This window comes from Mesorhizobium sp. YR577, assembly GCF_900116595.1.
Lineage (GTDB): Bacteria > Pseudomonadota > Alphaproteobacteria > Rhizobiales > Rhizobiaceae > Mesorhizobium_M.
Window position 1 is genome coordinate 66,448 of the sequence record NZ_FPBI01000010.1, and the last position, 17,771, is coordinate 84,218.

The following is a 17,771-nucleotide window of genomic DNA, read 5'->3' on the forward strand; positions in this document are numbered from 1 at the left end:
CATGCTTTAGCTTTTGAACGTTTCAGCCCTTGCCGGCAAGCCGTTTCAGCTTGGCTACAGCCGTGTCGCCGCTTTCGCCATAGGCAATGGTGCCGAAGAAGTCGCCCTTGCCGTCGAGCAGCAGCACGGAAGCGGTGTGATCCATGGTGTAGTCGCTGCCTTCAAGCGGAACTTTCTTCGAATAGATGCCGAACGCCTTTGCCATCGCCGCAACCTTGTCCGGCTCGCCGGTGATGCCGGTGATGCGGTTCGAGACGTTGCTGACATAGGCGTTCATGACTTCAGGCGTGTCGCGCTCCGGATCGATGGAGATGAAGTAGACCTTGATGTCCTTGCCTTCGTCGCCGATCTTCTTCAGCCAGCCATCCATTTCGAACAGCGTTGTCGGGCAGACCTCGGGGCAGTGCGTGAAGCCGAAGAATAGGGCGGTCGGCTGGCCGCGAAATGCCGCCTCGGTAATCGGCTGTCCCGTCTGGTCGGTCAGTGTGAAGGGCGCGCCATAAGGCTCGCCGCCGTGGCGGGTCTGATACCAGTCGAAGGTGAGCCAGCCGATGCCGGCAGCCATCAGAACCAATATGCCGACGAGGATTGAACGCATCATGATGTGGAATTTCCGCCCGTAAACCTGAATCTATCGTCTTTTTATTCGACTGCGATCTTGCCTTGGCCGCGATCTAGAAGCACCAGGCAAGCCCGGCTTCCACCGTGGCCATGAAGATCGCTGCCCCGTTCTCCATCCACGCAGCAAAGGCCACGCCGGCCAGGGCGGCAAAAGCTGCCGTGCCGATGATGATCTTTGCGGTCGTTGCGACCGGAGCCGAAAGGCGCTGTCTCATTGCCGCTAACATAGTCTTAGTGGCGATCTCGAAAAAGAGGCCATGATGCCGCTGGCGGTGGGCGCAAGGGCCGGCACTTTCGGCCTTGGGCTTGCAAGCTGGCTTGCGCTGCCCCAATTGTTGCGAACGTAATTTTTCCTTGCAGGAGGTTTTCATGCGTCTGGCTTTGTACGGTGCTGTTGCTCTTCTTCTCAGTGCGGCCGCGCCCGCGTCCGCGCAGGAGGTCGGCAGGGTCGGTGTCGACTGGCTCGGCAACGACATCATCGTCGAGGCGGTGACGGATCCCGCAGTCGGGGGCGTGACCTGCCATATCTCCTATTTCGACCGTGGCGTGGTCGACCGGCTGCAAAAGGGCAACTGGTTCGAAAACCCCTCCGATTCCTCCATCTCCTGCCGCCAGACCGGGCCGATCACCATCGGCAAGATCGACATGAGCGAGGAGGGCGAGGAGGTGTTCAAGCAAGGCATCAGCCTGATCTGGAAGAAGCATGTGGTGAACCGCATCTACGACAAGAAGAACGATACGCTGATCTATCTCTCGCATTCCCGCCAGGTGCAGGACGGTTCGGCCAAGATGGCGGTCACCACCGTTCCGCTCTACGGCCAGAACGTCGTCTGGTCCGAGGGCAAGCCGCAGTAGGCGCTATCTGCCCGGCTTGCGGGGCAAAGCGCGGCGGCGTAAAGCGCCAGCTATGGATCCGAACCCCGCCCTTCGCTTCAAGGATGCCGAGCCACGCATTCATCCGACAGCCGAGCTGAAAAGCTGCAAGCTCGGCCGTTACGCCGCGATCGGCGAGCGCGTGATTTTGCGCGAGGTGACGGTCGGCGACTTTTCCTATTTCGAGCGCCACGCCGAGGCGATCTACACGACGATCGGCAAATTCTGCTCGATTGCCGCCAACACCCGCATCAATGCGCTGGAGCATCCGATCGAGCGTCTCACCACGCATAAGGTGAGCTACCGGCCGAACGAGTATTTCCGCTATCTCGGCGTGGATGGCGACTTCAAGGCGCGGCGGCAGGGCAAAGCCGTCACCATCGGTCATGACGTCTGGATCGGCCACGGCGCGGTCATCATGCCGGGCATCAGCATCGGCAACGGCGCGGTCATCGGCGCCAATGCGGTGGTGACGCGTGATGTCGGTGATTATGAAATCGTCACCGGCGTGCCGGCAAAGCCGCTGCGTCACCGTTTCTCGCCCGAGATTGCCGCGCGCATCGAAGCACTTGCCTGGTGGGACTGGCCGATCGGCCATCTCGCCGATGCCATCCCCGACATGCAGGCGATGCCGATAGAGGCGTTTCTCGATCGCTGGGAAGCGCGCAAACCCTGATTTTCCTAGGGTTTTCTCTGCATCAAGATGATCTGACGTGGCTTTCGGGCTGCAACGGTAACCATTTCCCTTAACGTAAAACATTAAAGTTAAAAAAGGGAAAACGGGTTGTATTAATGAAATACTGCAATTCAAGATTGCATGATTTGACTGCGTGTGAATAATCAAACTCGGAGAACAAGACGGGAAGCAGAGGGAAACACTGTTAGCAACAAAGGAGAGCACATCATGAAGGCGATCATCTATGCACTTACTGCTACTGTTGTTTCCTTCTCGGCTGTTTCGGCACATGCCGGCGGCTGGGGCTCCAACACCGGCAACTTCAGCCAGTCGAGCGGCCTCATCAATGTGTCGCCGTCGATCGGCCTCGGCAATATCGGCCTTGGCGTCAACCTGCTGAACGGCTCGCCGATCCTCAGCGGAAACAACATCCTCAGCGGCAACAGCACCGGCATCCTGAACGGGAACAGCACGGGCATCCTCACCGGCATCCTGAACGGCGTCGGCATCAACCTCCTGGGCGGCAACAGCAGCTACAAGCTGAAGAAGTAACCGCCAGCCACAATCATGAGCATGCATGCAAGGGCAGGAGGGAGTTGCGCCCCTCCTGCCTGAAAACCTGCTCATAAACTCTACTCCGGCCGCCATCTGCCGGCGTTTTCTGCGCTTCCGGTACTCACGTACCCAAACGTACGCTCCGTTCCGGTTCTCGAAAACACCACCATCTGACTCTCCGAAGCGACTTTCTGAACAGGTTTTACGCTGGGCGCGTCAGATCTTCGTCCGTATGCCGACGAAGGCATCGACAGTCTTCTTCTCGACGTCGATAACCGTCAGGAAGCGCTGCGTGTAGTCGACGCGGACGACGAGCGAAACCGCCTTGGTTGCCTGGAAGCTGGCTTCGCCATAAAGGCCGTGGGCGCGCTCCTTGTTTTCGTAGAGCAGGTTTTCCTTGAGTTCGGCGAAGGCGCCGGTGGCAAGCGTCAGCCGTTCGTTCATCAGAAACCGCGCTTCGATCTCGCCGCGCTGCAGCCATGACGCCAGCGGGTCGTCGCTGTCGACGGTCTCGAAGCGGCCGAAATAGGCGCCGCGCAGTTCGAAGCCATGCGGCAGCGGCTGAACGACGGCAACGCGCCACGTCGGGCGCATGCTTTGATAGATGTCATGCGCGCCGCGCAGCATCTGCACGCCGAGCGCGCCGGCGATGCTTGCGCCGGTCTGGCCTTTATAGCCGGCCTCCGCCTGCAGCGTGTATTCGGCGAGCGACAGGCCGACGGGCGGTGAACCGAGCTTTTCCACCGAGACGAACTGCGCCGAAGACGAAACGCCATAGGCCGCCGGTCCGACAGTGCGCATGAGCTTTGCACCGACCTGCGTGCGGTTCTTGTCGGGATCGAGTTTCGTGCGCGGCAGCACATCGTCCTGGAAACGCGACTCGCCAAGCAGTTCGTAGGCATTGGCCAGTTCGAGGATCAATGCCGTGCCGCCACCGAGATCGATGCCGGCCTGCCCCTGCGCGCCGAACACCTGCTTGGGCGCGCGCGTGCCGATGATGAAGGGGCCGATGGCAAAATCGTCGCCTTCGGTCGAAAGCCGGTAGGTGAGGGTGCCGCGCAGTTCCAGCGCCGGGCTTACGCGCCTGGTCACGTCGAGCAATAGTGCGCCGGCGCGGTCGTCTTCTATCTTCACCGTGTCGTAGCGCGTCGCCTGGATTTCGGCGCCGAATTTTACCGTCCCGTCGTCGATCTGCCATTCGTGCTGCAACGAGCCGCGGATCAGCGAATACCAGTCGGGAATGGCAAATTCGCTGTCGAGCGCGTTGCTGGTCCAGTGGCGCTCGACGCTGGTGACGATCTTGGGTGCAGGCGGGGCAGTTGGCTCAGCCGACGCAAGATCTGCTGCCACTGACGGCGTCGCCAGAAGAGCCAGCATGAGAGAGGCACATTGGACCCGCACGGCACGCTCCGGGTTCGGCTTCGAAAAACCCCTTCCGCCTGCGGGGGTGTCGAGGCGGAAGGGGCTGGAGTACCCCGCCGGGAAGCGGAGGGTACGGGCTCTTGCCCGCCCCGAAACATTTGCACGCATTCGGCAAACTTCGCGTTATGGTTGCATGCTATCTTTGGTTGCATCGAATTGCGTTACGGCCGGCCGCCTTGGCGAGTTGACGGCGCGGGAAGCGGGTGGGCATGGTGCCTGCGAATGGAGAGATGATTTGACCGACTGGCTTGAGATCCTGAAAGAGCAGACCGAGGCGGGCGCCCGCATGGGCAAGGAAGTGCCGAAAATGCTCTCCGACCCCGACATCAGCGCCGAACAAGTCGGCTCTTTGTTCCACGCGCTGGAGGAACAGGCCCAGTTCGTCGAGAAACTCACCAAGATCCTCGAAAAATACGGCTACGATTTCGACATCATCAAAGCGGCCGAGACGCTGGAAGAGCGCTACGTCGATCTCGCGGCGGAGGCGGCGGAGAAGCTGAGGGCGATGCGGGGGTAGGGCATCTCTCCTTCTCCCACAAGGGGAGAAGGTGGGGGCGCACCTCAAACCCCCGTCACAAACCCATCCAACACCCGTTTCTGTCCGGCCTTGTCGAAGTCAATCGTCAGCTTGTTGCCATCGACGACCGAGACATTGCCGTTGCCGAATTTCTGGTGGAACACGCGGTCGCCGACCTTGAAGGGCGAGGGGGTGTCGGAGACGGATTTGGCGACGAGTTCGCCTTCGATGGTGCGGCTTTTGACCGAGCCGCGGCCGGCGCCATAGCCTGAATCGGTCTCGCCATAGCCGATGCGCTCCACCGCGTGGCCGGAGCGCGAGCCCCAGTTGCGGTCGGTTGCGTCATTGCGGTTCGCCTGTGCGCGCTGCCAGCCTGGTGTGGCATAGGTGTTGGAGAATGAGCCGGAATCCTGGCCGACATTGTCGAAGCGCGACGCGCCATAGGGGTTCTGGCGACCGCCGCGCCCGCCGGCGAAGGAGCCGCCGCCGTAGCCGCCATAGCTGTTGCCGGCTTCGGCCACTTCGACATGGGCCTCGGGCAGTTCGTCGAGAAAGCGCGACGGGATAGTGGATTGCCACAGGCCGTGGATGCGACGGTTGGAAACGAACCAGATGTGCAGGTTCTTCTTGGCGCGGGTGACGCCGACGTAAGCCAGCCGGCGCTCTTCCTCCAGCCCGGAACGGCCGCCTTCGTCGAGCGAGCGCTGGTGCGGGAACAGGCCTTCCTCCCAGCCGGGGAGGAAGACGGTCTCGAATTCCAGCCCCTTGGCCGAATGCAGCGTCATGATGTTGACGGCGTCGAGGTTTTCGTTCTGCTCGCTGTCCATCACCAGCGCGACATGCTCGAGGAAGGAACGCAGCGACTCGTATTCCTCCATGGAGCGGATGAGCTCCTTGAGGTTTTCGAGCCGGCCCGGCGCTTCGGCCGAGCGGTCGTTCTTCCACATGTCGGTGTAGCCGGATTCCTCGAGGATCGTCTCGGCAAGCTCGGTGTGGGGCGTGTTGTCGAGCGCCTTCTGCCAGCGCTCGAAATTGGCGGCGACCTCGCGCAAGGCGGCGCGCGGCTTGGGCTTCAGCTCATCGCTTTCGGCGAGGTTTCCGGCCGCTTCCAGCATCGGAATGCGCAGCGCACGCGCCGTGTCGTGCACCTGTCTTATGGCCGCCTCGCCAAGCCCGCGCTTGGGCACATTGACGATGCGCTCGAAGGCGAGGTCGTCGGCCGGCTGGGCGACGACGCGGAAATAGGCCATGGCGTCGCGGATTTCCTGGCGCTCATAGAAGCGCGGGCCGCCGATGACGCGGTAGTTCAGGCCGAGCGTGACGAAACGGTCTTCGAATTCGCGCATCTGGAAGGAGGCGCGCACCAGGATGGCCATGTCGTTGAGCTTGTGGCCCTTGCGCTGGGCGGACTCGATCTCCTCGCCGACGGCGCGGGCTTCCTCCTCCGAATCCCAGGCGGCGTGGACATTGACCCGGGAGTCGTCGTCCTCGACCTTTTCGGTGAACAGCGTCTTGCCCAGCCGGCCCTCATTGTGGGCGATGAGGTGGGAGGCTGCACCGAGGATATGGGCGGTCGAGCGGTAGTTGCGCTCGAGGCGGATGACGGTGGCGCCGGGAAAATCCTTGTCGAAGCGCAGGATGTTGTCGACCTCGGCACCGCGCCAGCCATAGATCGACTGGTCGTCGTCGCCGACGCAGCAGACATTCTTCTGGCCCGGCGCGCCGGTTTCCTGCGCCAGCAGCCGCAGCCACATATATTGCGCGGTGTTGGTGTCCTGATACTCGTCGACGAGGATGTATTTGAAGCGCTTGTGATATTCCTTCAGCACATCCGGGTGCCCGCGGAAAATGCGGATCGGGTGGCAGAGCAGGTCGCCGAAATCGCAGGCGTTCAGCGTCTTCAGCCGGTCCTGATAGGCCTGATAGAGCTGGCGGCCCTTGCCGTTGGCGAAGGCGCGGGCGTCGCCCTCGGGAATTTCGGAGGGGCCGAGGCCCTTGTTCTTCCAGCCGTCGATCATCATGGCGAACTGGCGCGCCGGCCAGCGCTTGTCGTCCAGCCCCTCGGCCTGGATGAGCTGCTTGATCAGGCGGATGACATCGTCGGTGTCGAGAATGGTGAAATCCGAGCGCAGGCCGGCCAGCTCGGCATGGCGGCGCAGCATTTTCACGCCGATGGAGTGGAAGGTGCCGAGCCAGGGCATGCCTTCGACAGCCTCGCCGACCAGCAGGCCGACGCGCTGCTTCATTTCGCGCGCGGCCTTGTTGGTGAAGGTCACGGCGAGGATTTGGCTGGGGAAGGCGCGGCCGAGGCTGAGGATGTGGGCGATGCGGGTGGTCAGCACGCGCGTCTTGCCGGTACCGGCGCCAGCCAGAACCAGAACCGGGCCGTCGATGGTTTCCACCGCCAGCCGCTGCTCTTCGTTGAGGCCTTTCAGATAATCCGGGGCCGAACCCTGGCGGGCAGCCATGGCGCGCGCGGCAATGCCACCGCCTTGCGCCGGCGCGCGCGCAGGGGCGGCGCGAGGCGCGGGATCCTCGTCGAAGAAGGGCATGTCGTCTGGAAAGTCTGACATTTGCTCCGAATGTAGTGATTCGGGCCAGAAAGGCCAGAAGAAGCGCTAAAACAAAGCGCGAACAAGCCCGATCTGACGGTATCCGGCGCATAAGGCGTGTGTTTCGGCAGCTTGCGGCGGCGCAGGTGCTCCCATATCCGTCATTTGACAGTGTTTGCGGTTCGGCGGAAAACTGGCGCCTGACGACTCAACGCTTGGCCGTCGAGGGTTTGGCTTGCCTCGAACGGTCCCCGAAATCATAAGGGCAACGATCTTGGCAACGGTTATCACGGCGCTTGTCTTCCTCATTCTTGGGCTCTTCCTAGCCGGTGGCGGCGTGTGGCTCGCCACGGTCGGTGGCAGTCTCTATTACGTCATTGTGGGCATCGGCTTCCTGCTGACGGCGTGGCTGCTGTTCAAGCGTTCGGGGGCTGCGCTTTGGGTTTTCGCGCTGGTGCTGATCGGAACGCTCGCCTGGGCTATATGGGAAGTCGGTCTCGACTGGTGGCAGCTTGGCCCGCGAGGCGGTGTTGTCGTGCTTCTGGCGCTGTGGCTGCTGACGCCGTGGGTGCGGCGGCGCCTGACGGCTTCCGGCGGCGCAATACCGCTGGCGGCCGGCGTTCTTGCCGCACTGATTGCGGCAGGCGCGTCGATGACGGTCGATCCGCAGGACATTGCCGGCGAGTTGCCGACGGACAAGGTCGCCGCCACGCCGGATCTCGGCGGCGGCGACGTGCCGGCGGGCGAATGGCATTTCTATGGCCGCACGCAATATGGCCAGCGCTATTCGCCGCTCGACCAGATCACGCCTCAGAACGTCTCGACGCTGACGCCGGCATGGACCTTCCAGACCGGAGATGTGCGTACGTCGGCGGACGTGCCGGAAACGACCTATCAGGTGACGCCGCTGAAGATTGGCGACACGCTTTATATCTGCACCCCGCACAACTGGGCGATCGCCATCGACGCGGCGACCGGCAAGGAAAAGTGGCGCTTCGATCCCAAGATCGCCGAGGACAGCGACCGCCAGCACCAGACCTGCCGCGGCGTGTCCTACTACAATGACACCAAGGTTGCGGCCGGGCAGCCCTGTGCGCAGCGCGTCTACCTGCCGACCTCGGATGCACGCCTGATCGCACTCGATGCGGCCAATGGGCAGGTTTGCAGCGGCTTTGCCAATGGCGGCACGATCGATCTCTACGCCAACATGCCCTACAAGCAGCCGGGCTATTATTACTCGACTTCGGCGCCATTGATCGCCGGGGGCAAGATCATAGTCGGCGGTGCGGTCAACGATAACTATGCAGCTGACGAGCCGTCGGGCGTCATCCGCGCCTATGATGCCGACACCGGCGCGCTGGTGTGGAATTTCGATTCCGGCAACCCGGACAAGACGACGCCGATCGCTGCGGGCGAAACCTACACGGCGAACTCGCCCAACATGTGGTCCACGCCAAGTGCGGATGAGAAGCTCGGCCTGCTTTTCGTGCCGCTCGGCAACAAGACGCCGGACCAGCTCGGCATGGATCGCAGCGAGAATGTGGAAAAGTTCTCGTCATCGATCACCGCGCTCGATCTCAACACTGGGCAGATGCGCTGGGTGCGCCAGACCGTGCATCACGATCTGTGGGACATGGATATCCCGGCACAGCCAAGCCTGGTCGACATCAATACGGATAAGGGTGTGGTGCCTGCGCTCGTCGGCCCGACGAAGCAGGGCGACATCTATGTGCTCGATCGCCGCACGGGCGAGCCTGTGCTTTCCGTCACCGAGATGCCGGCGCCGGGCGGTGCGATCGAAGGCGACCACGCATCGCCGACGCAGCCTGTGTCTGCCCTGACCTTCATGCCGCCGCCGCTGACCGGCAAGGACATGTGGGGCATCACCATGTTCGACCAGCTTGTCTGCCGCATAAAGCTGACGCAACTTCGCTACGAGGGTCGCTACACGCCGCCGTCGCTGCAGGGCTCGCTGATCTACCCCGGCAATTTCGGCACGTTCAACTGGGGCGGCGTCGCCGTCGACCCGGTGCGGCAGGTGATGTTCGGCATGCCGACCTATCTGGCATTCACGTCAAAGCTTATCCCACGCGCCGACGTGCCGCCGCCGGATGGTTCGAAGGGTAGCGAGCAGGGCCTGAACCGCAATGAGGGATTGCCCTATGCGGTGGTGATGGGGCCGTTCCTGTCGCCGCTCGGCATTCCCTGCCAGTCGCCGCCCTGGGGTTATGTCGCCGGCGCTGATCTCAGAACCGGCAAGATCGCCTACAAGCACCGCAACGGCACGGTCTACGACATGACGCCGCTGCCGCTGCCCCTCAAGGTCGGCGTGCCGGGCATTGGCGGGCCGATGATCACCGCCGGCGGCGTCGCCTTCCTGGGCGCTGCGGTCGATGACTATTTCCGGGCCTATGATGTGACGACAGGCCGGCAGCTTTGGGAGGCGCGGCTCCCGGCCGGCGGCCAGTCGACGCCGATGACCTATACTGTGGCCGATGGACGGCAATTCGTGGTGATCGTTGCCGGCGGTCACGGCTCGGTCGGCACCAAGCCGGGCGATTACGTGATGGCCTACACGCTGCCGAAATAGAGCGCAGGAAAGCTTGAAGAGAGCGGGAGAGGAAAGCTTCTCCCGCTCTCGGCTATACCGAGGCCTCGCAATCGCGACCGGCTTTCTGTCCTATTGTTCCTTCCTACACGCAAAAAAGCCGCACTCGGCGCGGTCAATTGCGGGCATCAAGGCGCGGATAACAGCGCTTGAAAGACAGGGGGACAGCACGATGAAAGTCTCTTACGACGACGTCAGGCGCATGAAGACGGCGAGACTGGTCATGATCGACGGGCACAGGGTGCGCGTTGATCAGCGGGCCATCAAGGTCTGGAGAAAGAACCCCGACGCGGTTTTCAACGCCGTTCTGGATTCCCACACAAGGGAATATCGGATGTCGGGCCACGAGACCTTGCGGTCAGGCGACTAGGATAGGGGATGCGAGGGTTGCTCGCACCCGACCGTAACCCCCGTCTTTTCCGAGATAATCTATTCTTCAGTCGGCGCTCTTCGGGAACGTCGGCAGTTTGGCGATGTCGTCGGCATCATGCTGGACGATCAGCGTTGCCTTCAGCGTCTTTGCGATGTGACGCAACCGATCCATGGAAGCAAGCGATTCGGCCCTGTCGGTGTTGAATGGCGGGACGTTTTCGGTCTCCAGCTGTTTCTCGAAATGGGCGACGTCTCCGCTGAGCAGAACCGGCCCGGTATTTGCCAACTTTACCAGCAAGCCGTAGCTGCCTGGCGTGTGGCCGGGCATGGAAAGCATGGTCACCGTGCCGTCTCCAAAGACATCCTTGTCGCCGGTAACGGTTTCCACCTTCGATCCTCCCTTCAGCCATGGAGCGAGCAGGTCCGGCTCCAGTCCGAAGGGGGCGGGGTCCGCGGTGAAGGCTTTGAAGTCGGCTGCGCCGATCAGCAGTCTGGCTTTCGGAAAATCGGCGGCCTGGCCGACATGGTCGAAGTGGTAATGGCTTATGCCGACGGTCGATATCTTCTCCGGCTGAACTCCGATCTTTTCAAGCTGTGCCGGGATCGTCTGAGCCAGCGTTGGGTTCATCGCCGCATCGCCGAGTGGCGCGTTGAGAAGGGCGGCGGGAAGGCCGGTGTCCCAGAGCATGTAGTCGCCGTCGTGCCGGATGAGGTAGCAGCTATCGGTAAGCGTCCTGCTTTCGCCCTGATAATCATAGGCATCCGAGAAGACGCTCAGATCCTTGACCTTTATCGTGCCGCAGTCGAGCCGCCACAACTGAACCTCGGCGGCCTGCGCCATGGCTGTTGCGGCAAACGATGCCACGGTCGAGATGAGAAATAATTTGAGCTTCATGTCCGTCTCCTGAGGGTAGGCAGGCCGGCAGGCATGTGCCGGCGCCGTCTCCGTAATGGGCGAAAGTGACATGCGGGATGTGTCTGAAGTGCTCAGGGCTGTGCCCGAAACGCTCATTTGATGGTGGCGGCGGCTTTGCCGGTGTAATAGATTGCCGCGATGAGTTCGAACGAAAATCATGACCACGACGGCTTGCGCCGGCAGTTGCTGCAGCGGTTGCGGCCGCTGGCACTCGACCCGGATCGGCCGCACAAGACGTCGGGCATGCATGTCCATGCCGACCAGCTCTTCAGCTATTGCTGCTTCGACATGGAGCGCCTGGCGCTGGTGACCACTGCCGAGCCTTTGATCGGCATAGTGCTCAGCGGGGAAAAGGAATTCTGGATCGGCGGCATGGGCCAGCGCTTTGGCGCGGGCGAGGTGTTCGTGCTGCCGGCGGGGCTGGAATGCGACGTCGTCAACATTCCCGGCGAGCGCAGCGGCCTCTACGAGTCGCTGCTGGTCGAAGTGCCGCGGACGATGCCGAAGCCGGCTAAGGTTCGGCATCGGCATGTTTCCGTCACGTCAGGCCTAGACATGCGCGTGCGCCTGACCGGCGAACTGGTCGATGCTGTTGCCCACGCGGCAATTGCCCTGCGGGCCTCCGCGCATGCCGAGAGCCTGGCCACGCACCGGCTCGGCGAAGTGCTGCTGTTGTTGCGCGACGAGCCGGCGGCGCAATGCCTGTTCGACACATCGCTTGCCGACCGGATCGGCTGGCTGGTTCTTGGTGAGCCGGCACGCCAATGGACGGCGGCCGACATCGGCCGCGAAATCGGGCTCGGTGCATCGACCTTGCGGCGGCGGCTGGCCGAAGACGGAACATCGTTGCGAAAGGTGCTGGCCTCGAGCCGAATGCAACTTGCCCATGAATTGCTGACAAGGGGCGAGGGCAATGTCACCGAGGCCGCCGAGGCAGCCGGTTACGCCTCCCGCTCGCACTTCGTGCGGCGCTTTCAGAGCGTCTATGGCGCTTCCCCAAGCGAGCACCGTGTCAGAAGGGCTTAGGCCTCGCCCAGCCTCCTTATTCCGTTTTCTCGTTGCTGCGCCTGTCCAGTTGCAGTGGAAAGCGTATTTTCAAGCCGGCTAAACGGGTAGCGCCACAGCTTTCCCGCTGATAAGGGTGCCTTCTGAAGGGGCGGGATTTCCTGCCTGCATCGCGACCTCGGCATTTTTGATGCCTGGCGCAATCATGGAAAGAAAACCGGAGCACGGCACGCGATGATGGGATGGTTCCGCAAGCTTCTCCCGCGCGAGGATCGTTTCTTCGATCTGTTCGCAAGGCATTCCGAAACGCTGGTTCTCGGCGCGAAGGCGCTTGAGCGGCTTTTGGCCGGCGACGACATCGAGGCGCGCGGCAAGGAGATCATCGCGCTGGAAGATCGCGCCGACGCCATCACCGGCGAGGTGCTTCTGGCTGTGCGGAAGAGCTTCATAACGCCGTTCGACCGCGGCGACATCAAGGATCTCATCCAGTCCATGGACGACGCCATCGACATGATGCGCAAGACGGTGAAGACCGTGACGCTGTTCGAGCAGCGCGAGTTCGAGCCGTTGATGCAGCAGATGGGCACGCTTGGCGTGGAAGCCGCAAACCTCATTGCGCAGGCCATTCCGCTGCTCGACCGCGTCAACGCCAACGCCACCCGTCTCAACGAGCTGACCGAACAGGTGGTGCGCGTCGAGGAGCAATCGGACGAGTTGCACGACCGCGGCCTCAAGGAGCTTTTCAAGCGATATGGCCGCTCCGATCCGATGGCCTACATGATCGGCAGCGAGATCTATTCCGAGCTGGAAAAGGTGGTCGACCGCTTCGAGGATGTTGCCAATGAGATCAGCGGCATCGTCATCGAGAACGTCTAGGAAAATCGATGGACGCCACACTCGCGTTTCCGCTGCTGGTCGGTCTGATCGGCGTCGCCCTGTTCTTCGACTTCCTCAACGGGCTTCATGACGCCGCGAATTCCATCGCGACCATCGTCTCGACGCGCGTGCTGCGGCCGCAATATGCGGTGTTGTGGGCGGCGTTCTTCAACTTCATCGCCTTCCTGTTCTTCGGGCTGCATGTCGCCGAGACGCTTGGCACCGGCATTATCAGCGCCGATGTCGTCGATCCGCGCGTGGTGTTCTCCGCACTCATGGGCGCAATCGCCTGGAACCTGCTGACATGGGCCTTCGGTATTCCGTCCAGCAGCTCGCACGCGCTTGTCGGCGGGCTGGTCGGGGCAGGGGTGGCGAAGGCCGGCGGCGGCGCGATCGTCTGGTCGGGCCTGGCGAAGACGACGGCTGCAATCGTTCTTTCGCCGGCGACAGGCTTCATCCTGGCGCTGATGCTGGTGCTGGCGGTGTCATGGATTTTCGTGCGCAGCACGCCTTTCGCGGTCGATCGCACCTTCCGCATCATGCAGTTCATCTCCGCCTCGCTCTATTCGCTCGGCCATGGCGGCAACGATGCGCAAAAGACCATGGGCATCATCGCCGTGCTGCTCTATTCGCAGGGTATGCTCGGGCCGGACTTTTACGTGCCCTTCTGGGTGGTGATTTCCTGTCAGCTCGTGCTGGCGCTGGGCACGCTGTTCGGCGGCTGGCGCATCGTCCACACGATGGGATCGAAGATCACGCGCCTCAATCCGATGCAGGGTTTCTGTGCCGAAACCGGGGGCGCGATCACGCTGTTTGCCGCGACCTGGCTCGGCATTCCGGTTTCGACCACGCACACCATCACCGGCGCGATCATCGGCGTCGGCGCTGCGCGCCGGGTGTCTGCGGTGCGGTGGGGCATCGCCGGCAATATCGTCGTTGCGTGGATCATCACCATCCCGATCACGGCGGCGATTTCGGCGCTCTGCTACGTGGCCACCGGGCTTTTTGTGTAACCCTGCCGGGGCTGCGCGGTTCTTGACGCCTGCTGCGGGCTTGAATAGCTTCCCTGTAGGCCGGATGCGGCCGGCAGCCCGCGCTCCGCAACGAGCATGGCGAACGCATCCCGAGATATCTGTCACCTGATCCCACGGACGGTGAGAGCGTCAGCAATGCGGGCACTGATGAGCTTCCTCACCGTTTCGGAAGGATCGGAAGACCATGCGAACTTTTCACGATGCCAAGGCGATGGCCAAGGCCATGCGCGAAACCCTTGCCGCCAGGGGCCTGGCGATTTCCCACAGCGAAGCCCTGGAGATCATTGCCCGCCAGTTCGGCCTCGACAACTGGAACATCCTGTCAGCGAAGATCGAGGCGGAGGAGGGCGAGAGCCGGCCGGCGACGAACGGCATCGCCTTCGAACAGGCCGTGCCGATCGTGCGTATCTTCGATGTTGCCAAGGCGCACGAGTTCTATCTCGATTTCCTCGGCTTCAAGGTCGATTGGGAACACCGCTTCGGCGAGAATTTTCCGCTCTACGAGCAGGTCTCGCGGGCAGGGCTGCGGCTGCATCTCTCAGAACACTCCGGCGATGCGACGCCGGGCGGTAACATGGTCGTCTACATGAAGGGCGTGGAGGCCTTCCAGAAGGAACTGAGCGGCAAGCACTATCGCTACCTGAAGCCGGGGCTGGAAAAGGAAGAATGGGGCCTGGAAATGCAGGTCACCGACCCGTTCAACAACCGCATCCGTTTCATGGAGAGCAAGGACGCCGCCTGATCGCTGCCTATCCCGGACGATAAGACAGCCCGTCGGTTAAGGCGGGCTGCCTGTCTGATCAAAGCCCGAAATGCCCCTTCAGGCCGGGGACGGACTCGACAATCTCATTGACGACGTCCGGTCCGGCTGCCGTCTTGGCCTGCTGGATCAAGGTCGTGCCGGCCTGCCTGATCTGCGTGGCATCGAGGCCGGTGGAGCGAAGCTGCGAGATGCCGTTGATCAGCGCACCGGCCTTTTCACCCAGTGCGCCGCCCAGCGCAGAGGTCAGCGAGCCGAACAGTCCACCGCCGGACCCGCCGGCGGGTTGCACTGCCATCACGTCATATTGCCGGGCAAGATCCAGCGAGCCGGGAATGCTGCCGAAAAGCTCGGCGACGCGCGTGCCCTCGGCCTCATGCTCGAGGACGGACAGGATGGTGCCGACGGCCTTTTCCGTCGTGGGCTCGTCCAGACCGGCCTTGGACGAGACTGTGGTGAGGATTTCCTGGATGTTCACAAGCGCCTCCCTATCCCTGTGCCTTCAGGCGCGTGTTGCAGGAACTCCAGAATTGAGGCCATTGCGTACCGGCTGGCAAGGTGCCCGAGGATTTTTGGCTCTGCCACTGCGTCGAGCATTCGTGAATGCGCTGGCGGAACGCGACTTCGCCGGGGGTAAGCGCCTTGCCGTTGGCGTTTGTCATCGGCATGGCCGATTGCATACTCGTAGCGGCTGTTGCCTGGGCCGGTTCGGGCGGAACATTGGATGCGTCCGATTTGTCGTTCTTGATGCTGTCTGCGCAGGCCGTCAGGAATTGCGGCCATTTCTGCCCTTTCAGGGTGTTGGCGGATTTGGCCGCCTGATATTGCGTGCTGCAGATTTGCTGCGTCGTCTGATGCCCGGCAGCGGCAAGCGCGACCGTCTTGGCCGCCGGTGCCATGGCGGTGGTCTGCTTCATCATCGTTTTGGGTTGAGCTGCCATCGCGGCCGTCGCCGCCACTGGTGCCGCGGCCGCGCCATTGTTCATGGTGGCGCTGCAATCGGACAGATACTGCGGCCATTTCTTGCCGTTCAGCGTACCGGCGGTCTTGGCCGCCTGATACTGGGTGGCGCAAGCCTTGGTGGTGGATTGTGCAGCAGTGGCATTCGCGGCGAAACCCTGAGAGGGCAGGGCCAGCAATGCCGTGCCGACAAATGCCAGGGCACTCGTGGATATCAGACTGGGAAAGCTCATCGTCGTGTCCTCCTTGCGGACATAGCTTCGCCTGCGGAGCGGGTGTCCGTTCCGACATAAGAGGCGTTGTGGGAGGCTTCGGAATGCGCCAGTGGATCGCCGGATTGGCGAAGACGCTGCGGAAGGCGAGGCCAGCACGGCCAAGCTTCTCCCAAATTGTGGCAGGATGTACGGGGTCGGCCTACATCACCAAAATTTAATAATCCGGTAAGTTTTGGCAGCCGCCCTATCGAGCGGTGGCAGGCCTTTGCCGCCTTGCCGACAAGGCAAATCCGTCGCGGATGTTGAAGCCCATCAAAGTGAGGTTGATCAATCCCGCAGCGAGTTCGATTGCCTGTACCGTCACGAAGCCGGTGCCGAAGTCACCGGCTGCTGCCTTGGCGTTGAGGAACAGCGCCGACGGCAGCAACACCAAAAGGCCGTTGAGCGCGATGAATGGCATGCGCTTCTTCTTGGCCGTAACCATCGGCAGTCGCATGCCCTTGCCGAGGTGAAAGCCGCTGGCGCCGGTCGCCGCGAGCGCCGGCACAAGCACGAGCATGGCCCAGACGATCGCCTGCTTGACGGCGGCGATGGCGACGGGCGTGCCGAAAAGCTCGCTGATTGCGGTAGAGAGCCAGAAGCTGGCGATCAGGACGAAGGCGAGGATGCCGGCGACTGCATGCAAGCGGTGGAGCGGCAGGGGTTTCCTCCATAAGCATAGTATGCTATTTAATATTGCATAGCATGCTGTTTAAAGCAAGCTCCGCTATAACTTCGAGGGATTGGGGAAGGGCGGAGTTGCGAGTACGGCCGGCATCGAGGCGTTCACGCCCACTTCACCGATGCGTTACTGGACCTGCCCGACTCGCCCCTTATCTTGCCTTTCATCAATTCAATCGATGCAGGGGAGAGAGTCATGACCAAGCCGGCCATCACGCAGGCGATGATCGACGCCTATGACGAATATACGCATCTGACATTGGATCGACGCAGCTTCATGGAGAAGCTGACCAGGCTTGCCGGTTCGGGGGCGGCTGCCGCTGCCATTGCGCCAATGCTTGCCGCCAACTCGGCGCAAGCCGCCGTGATTCCCGAAAACGATGAGCGGCTGAAGGCCGAGGACATCACCTATCCCGGCTCGAAGGGCGACATGAGGGGCTATCTCGTGCGGCCGGCCGCGCAAAGCGGCAAGCTTGGCACGGTCATCGTCATCCACGAGAACCGTGGCCTAAACGCGCATATCCAGGATGTGGCGCGCCGTGTTGCGCTCGAAGGCTTTGTCGCGCTGGCGCCGGATTTCCTGTCGCCGCTCGGCGGCACGCCGACCGATGAGGAGAAGGCCCGTGAAATGTTCGGCCAGCTTTCCGCCGAACAGACCATCGGCGATGGCGTGGCAACGGTGGCGTTCCTGAAAAAGCATGAAGAGGGCAACGGCAAGACCGGCGCTGTCGGCTTCTGCTGGGGCGGTGGTGCGGTCAACGATCTGGCGGTCAATGCGCCCGATCTCGACGCCGGCGTCGCTTATTACGGGCGCCAGCCGAAGGCCGAGGACGTCGCCAAGATAAAAGCGCCGCTGCTGCTTCAATATGCGGGGCAGGACGAGCGCATCAATGCCGGCATCGAAGCTTATGAAAAGGCGCTCAAGGCGGACGGCAAGGAATACACCGTCTATGTCTATGACGGCGTGCAGCACGCCTTCAACAATGACACCTCGGAAGCCCGCTACAACAAGGAAGCGGCGGACCTCGCCTGGGGCCGGACCATCGCCTTCTTCAAGCAGAAGCTGGCTTAGCAGTCGAAGCTGCAGCG

Annotated in this window: 19 protein-coding genes; 11 read left to right on the forward strand and 8 right to left on the reverse strand. The window is 62.2% G+C overall.

What is annotated here, in order from left to right:
- Positions 1–22: 22 nt before the first annotated feature.
- A complete protein-coding gene (locus tag BM413_RS15855; protein ID WP_091914708.1) occupies positions 23–601 on the reverse strand; it encodes an SCO family protein in 579 nt (192 codons plus the stop codon).
- A gap of 73 nt (positions 602–674) precedes the next feature.
- Entirely contained in the window at positions 675–836 is a 162-nt protein-coding gene (locus BM413_RS33130; RefSeq protein ID WP_175544342.1) for a hypothetical protein, read from the reverse strand.
- A 154-nt stretch (positions 837–990) separates the two neighbouring features.
- Here BM413_RS33130 and BM413_RS15865 point away from each other — a divergent pair, with 154 nt between their 5' ends.
- The 3 genes from BM413_RS15865 (at position 991) to BM413_RS15875 (ending at position 2,722) form a co-directional block, all read left to right on the forward strand.
- Complete coding sequence (locus BM413_RS15865) at positions 991–1,476, forward strand: CreA family protein (RefSeq protein WP_091914712.1); 486 nt, start codon at positions 991–993, stop codon at positions 1,474–1,476.
- 52 nt (positions 1,477–1,528) lie between these two features.
- Positions 1,529–2,170 carry a DapH/DapD/GlmU-related protein gene (locus BM413_RS15870; RefSeq protein ID WP_091914714.1) on the forward strand — a complete coding sequence of 214 codons (642 nt, stop codon included), beginning with the start codon at positions 1,529–1,531 and terminating at the stop codon, positions 2,168–2,170.
- Between the two features lie 228 nt (positions 2,171–2,398).
- Positions 2,399–2,722: a hypothetical protein gene (locus tag BM413_RS15875; RefSeq protein ID WP_091914716.1), complete on the forward strand. Its 324-nt coding sequence runs from the start codon at positions 2,399–2,401 to the stop codon at positions 2,720–2,722.
- Positions 2,723–2,941: 219 nt separating this feature from the next.
- Here the strand turns inward: BM413_RS15875 and BM413_RS15880 are convergent, their stop codons facing one another.
- Complete coding sequence (locus tag BM413_RS15880; protein ID WP_244537890.1) at positions 2,942–4,126, reverse strand: hypothetical protein; 1,185 nt, start codon at positions 4,124–4,126, stop codon at positions 2,942–2,944.
- A gap of 256 nt (positions 4,127–4,382) precedes the next feature.
- Here BM413_RS15880 and BM413_RS15885 point away from each other — a divergent pair, with 256 nt between their 5' ends.
- Positions 4,383–4,664, forward strand: a complete 282-nt coding sequence (locus tag BM413_RS15885) for a hypothetical protein (protein ID WP_091914721.1) — start codon at positions 4,383–4,385, stop codon at positions 4,662–4,664.
- A 44-nt stretch (positions 4,665–4,708) separates the two neighbouring features.
- On the opposite strand, the gene BM413_RS15890 is transcribed toward BM413_RS15885, so the two are convergent.
- Positions 4,709–7,237, reverse strand: a complete 2,529-nt coding sequence (locus tag BM413_RS15890; protein WP_091914723.1) for an ATP-dependent helicase — start codon at positions 7,235–7,237, stop codon at positions 4,709–4,711.
- A gap of 253 nt (positions 7,238–7,490) precedes the next feature.
- On the opposite strand from BM413_RS15890, the gene BM413_RS15895 reads away from it, so the two are divergent.
- Together BM413_RS15895 and BM413_RS32530 are read left to right on the forward strand one after the other, a co-directional pair.
- Positions 7,491–9,806, forward strand: coding sequence for a glucose/quinate/shikimate family membrane-bound PQQ-dependent dehydrogenase (locus BM413_RS15895; protein ID WP_091914725.1), 2,316 nt, complete (start codon positions 7,491–7,493; stop codon positions 9,804–9,806).
- 190 nt (positions 9,807–9,996) lie between these two features.
- Positions 9,997–10,194, forward strand: a complete 198-nt coding sequence (locus tag BM413_RS32530; protein WP_139238599.1) for a hypothetical protein — start codon at positions 9,997–9,999, stop codon at positions 10,192–10,194.
- Positions 10,195–10,260: 66 nt separating this feature from the next.
- Here BM413_RS32530 and BM413_RS15905 read toward each other — a convergent pair whose 3' ends face one another.
- On the reverse strand, positions 10,261–11,091 hold the full coding sequence (locus BM413_RS15905; RefSeq protein ID WP_091914729.1) for an N-acyl homoserine lactonase family protein: 831 nt from the start codon (positions 11,089–11,091) through the stop codon (positions 10,261–10,263).
- A gap of 159 nt (positions 11,092–11,250) precedes the next feature.
- Between BM413_RS15905 and BM413_RS15910 the strand changes: the two genes are divergently transcribed.
- From BM413_RS15910 to BM413_RS15925, 4 genes are all read left to right on the forward strand, one after another.
- The gene (locus BM413_RS15910; RefSeq protein WP_091914730.1) at positions 11,251–12,138 is read left to right on the forward strand and encodes an AraC family transcriptional regulator; all 888 of its coding nucleotides are present in this window, start codon (positions 11,251–11,253) and stop codon (positions 12,136–12,138) included.
- 213 nt (positions 12,139–12,351) lie between these two features.
- Entirely contained in the window at positions 12,352–12,993 is a 642-nt protein-coding gene (locus BM413_RS15915; RefSeq protein ID WP_091914732.1) for a DUF47 domain-containing protein, read from the forward strand.
- 8 nt (positions 12,994–13,001) lie between these two features.
- A complete protein-coding gene (locus tag BM413_RS15920) occupies positions 13,002–14,006 on the forward strand; it encodes an inorganic phosphate transporter (RefSeq protein ID WP_091914734.1) in 1,005 nt (334 codons plus the stop codon).
- A gap of 205 nt (positions 14,007–14,211) precedes the next feature.
- Positions 14,212–14,769 carry a glyoxalase superfamily protein gene (locus BM413_RS15925; RefSeq protein WP_091914736.1) on the forward strand — a complete coding sequence of 186 codons (558 nt, stop codon included), beginning with the start codon at positions 14,212–14,214 and terminating at the stop codon, positions 14,767–14,769.
- Between the two features lie 58 nt (positions 14,770–14,827).
- Here the strand turns inward: BM413_RS15925 and BM413_RS15930 are convergent, their stop codons facing one another.
- The 3 genes from BM413_RS15930 to BM413_RS15940 form a co-directional block, all read right to left on the reverse strand.
- Entirely contained in the window at positions 14,828–15,265 is a 438-nt protein-coding gene (locus BM413_RS15930) for a hypothetical protein (protein WP_091914739.1), read from the reverse strand.
- A gap of 10 nt (positions 15,266–15,275) precedes the next feature.
- Positions 15,276–15,980, reverse strand: a complete 705-nt coding sequence (locus tag BM413_RS15935) for a hypothetical protein (RefSeq protein ID WP_091914741.1) — start codon at positions 15,978–15,980, stop codon at positions 15,276–15,278.
- 226 nt (positions 15,981–16,206) lie between these two features.
- The gene (locus BM413_RS15940) at positions 16,207–16,647 is read right to left on the reverse strand and encodes a hypothetical protein (RefSeq protein WP_244537891.1); all 441 of its coding nucleotides are present in this window, start codon (positions 16,645–16,647) and stop codon (positions 16,207–16,209) included.
- A gap of 231 nt (positions 16,648–16,878) precedes the next feature.
- Here BM413_RS15940 and BM413_RS15945 point away from each other — a divergent pair, with 231 nt between their 5' ends.
- Positions 16,879–17,754 (forward strand): dienelactone hydrolase family protein, encoded by an 876-nt coding sequence (locus BM413_RS15945; protein WP_091914745.1) that lies wholly within the window; start codon positions 16,879–16,881, stop codon positions 17,752–17,754.
- Positions 17,755–17,771: the final 17 nt, after the last annotated feature.